Raw genomic sequence first — 5,561 nt, 5'->3', positions numbered from 1 at the left:
TATCTAGAAATATCTTGAGACGTCCAAGTATTTTCTTTATTACTGGACTCTTATTAGAGAGTAAAACTAAGCCTGAGATAGGGCTTAAATATTAATATACGAGGGGAATAACATATGTTGTTCCTCTTTTTGCTGTAATTGTATAATGATTGTAAAAACAATTGTGTACAAGAAACGAATTATAAGTTAACATAAATAAGTGAAGTATACCAATGTTTAAACTATGGTAAGAGATAGTGTGAGGTGCAAATGTATGAATAAAGGTCAGCGCCATATTAAAATCAGGGAAATTATTGCAAACAAAGAAATTGAAACACAAGATGAATTAGTTGATATTTTACGTAATGAGGGATTTAATGTAACGCAAGCAACAGTATCGCGCGATATTAAAGAACTGCACTTAGTGAAGGTGCCATTACATGATGGGCGCTATAAATATAGCTTGCCAGCAGATCAACGATTTAACCCGTTACAAAAATTAAAACGAAATCTAGTGGATTCATTTGTAAAATTAGACACGGCAGGACATATGCTTGTGCTAAAAACATTGCCTGGTAACGCTCATTCACTTGGAGCACTTATTGATCATTTAGAGTGGGATGAGATCATCGGAACCATCTGTGGTGATGATACTTGCTTAATTATTTGCCGTACACCTGACGATACAGGTGTTGTCTCTGATCGTTTCTTAAATATGTTGTAACAAAAAATCTTGTTTGCTTTCCATCGTAAAGTGGAAAGTGAACAAGATATTTTTATTGGTTAAAAATATGAATTTTCAATTGTAATATAATATTTTGTTTGCATAAAGTTAGAAAATAGATGGATTGACCCGTAAAACAAATGTTTGGTACAATGAAGCGGGTTAGAAGAGTATATACATACAAATATATAGCATGATTATTTGAATGAAGAACTGAGAAAATCCTTTAGTAAGGGATTATTTTATAACGAGGTGAATGGGGCATTGTTATCGGAATTATCGATTAGAAACTTTGCTATTATTGAAGCATTAAATATTTCTTTTCAAAAAGGTTTAACGGTTTTAAGCGGTGAAACAGGGGCCGGAAAATCGATTATTATTGATGCAATTAGTTTACTTGTAGGTGGCCGTGGGTCAGCAGAATTTGTTCGATATGGAACAGAAAAGGCTGAGATTGAAGGGCTATTTTATGTTGAAGATGAGAAGCATCCATGTATTGAAAAGGCAGAAGAGTTAGATATAGAAATAGAAGATGGCATGATTATTTTAAAGCGTGATATTGCTGCGAACGGGAAGAGTGTATGTCGTGTAAATGGGAAGCTTGTTACACTTAGCATATTAAAAGAAATTGGGAAAACACTTGTTGATATTCATGGACAGCACGAAACGCAAGATTTAATGAATGAAGAACGACATCTGTTTATGCTTGATCACTTTGATGGGGATCGAATCGTTAAACAATTAGACATATATCAAAACGTATACGCTGACTATGAAAAATTAAAAAAACAATTGAAATCGTTAAGTGAAAATGAGCAACAAATGGCACATCGCTTAGATTTAATTCAATTTCAGCATGAAGAAATTCGCAAGGCGGATTTAAAGATGGATGAAGAAAATGAATTAACTGAGGAACGATTGCAAATTTCTAATTTTGAAAAGATTTATAAAGCGTTAGGTGATGCATATCGTTCGTTAAGTGCCGACGGACAAGGGTTAGATAATGTAAGAAGTGCAATGGGGCAAATGGAAAGTATTACACATTTAGATGAAGTGTATCAGGAAAATCATGATTCAATTGCAAATAGCTATTACTTATTAGAAGAGGTTGCTTATCAACTGAGAGAAAAGCTCGATATGATGGAATATGATCCAAATCGTTTAGATGAAATCGAAACACGTTTGAATGAAATTCGTATGCTAAAGAGAAAATATGGAAATACTGTAGAAGAGATTTTAGCGTATGCTGATAAAATTGAACAGGAAATTTTTACGATTGAAAATAAAGACGTTCATATTGAAACGACGAAGAAACAGTTGAAGGAATTAGAAAGTGTTATTCTGAAAGAAGCAACGTTGTTAAGTAATATGCGTCATGAACTTGCAGAACACCTTACAAATGCAATTCATCAGGAATTAAAAGAATTATATATGGAAAAAACGAAATTTGAAGTGAGAATTATGAAGAGAGAAGGAAATGCAGAAGAGCCCCTTGTGGAAGGTGCGCCGGTAAGACTTACGGCGGATGGTTACGATCATGTGGAATTTTATATTTCAACGAACCCAGGAGAGCCGCTAAAACCACTTTCAAAGGTTGCTTCTGGCGGAGAGTTATCTCGTATCATTTTAGCTTTAAAAAGCATTTTTTTTAAGCATCAAGGAGTTGCATCTGTTATTTTTGATGAAGTGGATACGGGTGTAAGTGGCCGGGTCGCGCAGGCTATTGCGGAAAAAATTTATCGAGTATCAGTAAACTCGCAAGTACTTTGTATTACGCACTTACCTCAAGTAGCTTCAATGGCAGATTCACATTTATTTATTCGAAAACAAGTAGCGAATGATCGGACAATTACATCAGTTACTGTTTTAACTATGGAGGATAAAGTAACAGAAATAGCTCGAATGATTTCTGGTGTGGAAATCACAGATTTAACGACGGAGCATGCGAAAGAATTACTTACGCAAGCACATCATTTTAAACAGACAGCAGAGGCTATCCAGTAATGGATAGCTTTTTTTCTCAAATGACGATTTCTTAATTCTTCCGGTTATAAATAAAGCACTGCAAGGAGAGATTAAAAAGTGAAGCCAAGAGGCTGAATGTGGGGTAGGAGCGAGGAGAGTGAACAAGTTGAAATTAGAAAAATTTCGAAAAATAATAGGTCTTTGTCTCCTTGTTTCTTTAGTTTTTATTGGATGTTTTAAACCGCTTCGAACGTTTATTTCATCACCGAAACAACTTGTTGTTTTTGAAGGACAACAATCAGAAATATCATCATTACCAGTTTTCAAAGCTTCATCCACAAATCGTCATGTATTTACAGTGAGTTCGAATGAACAAAAACAAGGACTTATGGTAAATTCTCATCAAAATGGTGAAGCTGATATGGTATTTCAGCTTGCTGGTTTTCCAGTGAAAAAAGTAAATGTGAAAGTGTTAAAAGATTTTAAAGTGATTCCAGGTGGACAATCAATTGGTGTGAAATTAAATACAAAAGGTGTACTTGTTGTAGGCCATCATTTAATTCAAACTGAAAAAGGTAAAATATCTCCTGGTGAAATAGCAGGTGTACAAATTGGAGATATGATTACTGAAATTAATGGTAAAACAATTGAAAGAATGAGTGATGTAGCACCGTTTATTCATAATAGTGGAGAAACAGGTGAACCGCTTAATCTTGTATTGTTAAGAGATGGAAAATATATTCGTACGAAGCTAACTCTACAAAAAGACAACGGTGAATCGTCTTATCGAATTGGCTTGTATATCCGTGATTCGGCAGCTGGAATTGGAACGATGACATTTGTTCATCCAGATTCTATGAAATATGGGGCACTTGGTCATGTTATTTCTGATAATGATACGAAAAAGCCGATTCAAGTCGAAGATGGACAAATTATGCGCTCGACAGTTACATCAATTGAAAGAGGTAGTCATGGGAATCCAGGGGAGAAATTAGCAAGATTCTCACCAGACCGTGAAGTGATTGGCAATATTACAATTAATAGTCCATATGGTATTTTTGGAAAATTAAATACGAATATGAAAAACGGTATAATGGATAAAGCGATGCCTATCGCATTATCTCATCAAGTAAAAGAAGGACCGGCAAAAATATTAACAGTTATTGATCAAGATAAAGTAGAAGCGTTTGATATTGAAGTTGTTAGTACAGTGCAACAAAAATTCCCAGCCACAAAGGGTATGGTAATAAAAGTAACAGATAAACGTCTATTAGCGAAAACGGGCGGTATCGTACAGGGAATGAGTGGAAGTCCAATTGTACAAAATGGAAAAGTAATTGGTGCTGTTACACACGTATTTGTAAATGATCCAACATCAGGATATGGTGTTCATATTGAATGGATGTTACATCAAGCTGGAATTAATATTTATGATCAAGAGAAAAAAGCGAGCTAATATATATTATTAGCTCGCTTTTTCTGTTGAAAAATTCGTTGAAATTTTGTAAAAGCTCCGCAAGAGGTGTTTTTTGTTGTAAAATAAAAGGAAAGGGTTGAACGTTTCGTTGTATTTCTATGATGGAATGTGTTGCGAAAGGGAATAAATGAACGATAAACATATTTTTTTGTGATTTTATCGGAAAGTAAGAAACTTTAAAAGGGAATTTTCACACAATTGTCGAACAATTCATGTAGCCTAGAAGGATACACATGTCGGAGAATCGATTCGGTAAGGGAGGAAAAGCTGTGGAGAAAATTAAAGTATGTCTTGTGGATGATAATAAAGAATTAGTATCAATGTTAGAGAGCTATGTAGCCGCTCAAGATGATATGGAAGTAATCGGTACTGCTTATAATGGTCAAGAGTGTTTAAACTTATTAACAGATAAGCAACCTGATGTACTCGTTTTAGACATTATTATGCCACACTTAGATGGTTTAGCTGTATTGGAAAAAATGCGACATATTGAAAGGTTAAAACAGCCTAGCGTAATTATGTTGACAGCATTCGGGCAAGAAGATGTGACGAAAAAAGCAGTTGACTTAGGTGCCTCATATTTCATATTAAAACCATTTGATATGGAGAATTTAACGAGTCATATTCGTCAAGTGAGTGGTAAAGCAAACGCTATGATTAAGCGTCCACTACCATCATTCCGATCAGCAACAACAGTAGATGGAAAACCGAAAAACTTAGATGCGAGTATTACGAGTATCATTCATGAAATTGGTGTACCCGCTCATATTAAAGGATATATGTATTTACGAGAAGCAATCTCCATGGTATACAATGATATCGAATTATTAGGATCGATTACGAAAGTATTGTATCCAGATATCGCAAAGAAATATAATACCACAGCAAGCCGTGTGGAGCGCGCAATTCGTCACGCAATTGAAGTAGCTTGGAGCCGTGGGAATATTGATTCTATTTCGTCCTTATTCGGTTATACAGTATCCATGTCAAAAGCAAAACCTACGAACTCTGAGTTTATCGCAATGGTTGCGGATAAGCTGAGACTTGAACATAAAGCTAGTTGAGAGTAAAAGTAGTAAGGGATTTAAGCTTTAGTAAAGCTTAATAATTCTTGAAATTGATACTCGATATCAAATTTAAAGCCAATAAACTTTTTAATGAAAGACCAATGAATGTTATAATTCGTTGGTCTTTTTATTTTGTTGAGAAAAAGAGATTATTTGATAGTGTGGAAAATAAAACCTATTTTCAGTAATATTACATGTAAGTGAGTTTTTTATAAGGCAATAAAATAGATATAGATAGGGAGAAGACCTGCGGTAGTATGTCAACTGAAAAATAATATCTTTTGAAGTTATCAAAGGACAAATTGCTTAAAAAAGACATCACGAAACTAGACCAGTATTTTATGTAAAA

The 5,561-nt window shown here is 34.4% G+C and carries 4 protein-coding genes; all 4 read left to right on the top strand.

Features of this window, described 5'->3' with window-relative positions; all coding sequences use genetic code 11:
* Positions 1-253: 253 nt before the first annotated feature.
* Positions 254-703: an arginine repressor ArgR gene (gene argR, locus MR168_RS32095; protein ID WP_001032580.1), complete on the top strand. Its 450-nt coding sequence runs from the start codon at positions 254-256 to the stop codon at positions 701-703.
* A gap of 264 nt (positions 704-967) precedes the next feature.
* Entirely contained in the window at positions 968-2,707 is a 1,740-nt protein-coding gene (recN, locus tag MR168_RS32090) for a DNA repair protein RecN (protein ID WP_086412469.1), read from the top strand.
* A 118-nt stretch (positions 2,708-2,825) separates the two neighbouring features.
* The gene (spoIVB, locus tag MR168_RS32085) at positions 2,826-4,124 is read left to right on the top strand and encodes a SpoIVB peptidase (protein ID WP_086412470.1); all 1,299 of its coding nucleotides are present in this window, start codon (positions 2,826-2,828) and stop codon (positions 4,122-4,124) included.
* A 290-nt stretch (positions 4,125-4,414) separates the two neighbouring features.
* On the top strand, positions 4,415-5,209 hold the full coding sequence (gene spo0A / locus MR168_RS32080; RefSeq protein WP_011110369.1) for a sporulation transcription factor Spo0A: 795 nt from the start codon (positions 4,415-4,417) through the stop codon (positions 5,207-5,209).
* The last annotated feature ends 352 nt before the right edge of the window (positions 5,210-5,561 follow it).

Source organism: Bacillus cereus group sp. BfR-BA-01356, from assembly GCF_022663635.1.
Classification (GTDB): domain Bacteria; phylum Bacillota; class Bacilli; order Bacillales; family Bacillaceae_G; genus Bacillus_A; species Bacillus_A cereus.
Note: the sequence above shows the minus strand (reverse complement) of the source record. Positions and strands in the feature narration are given on the sequence as shown.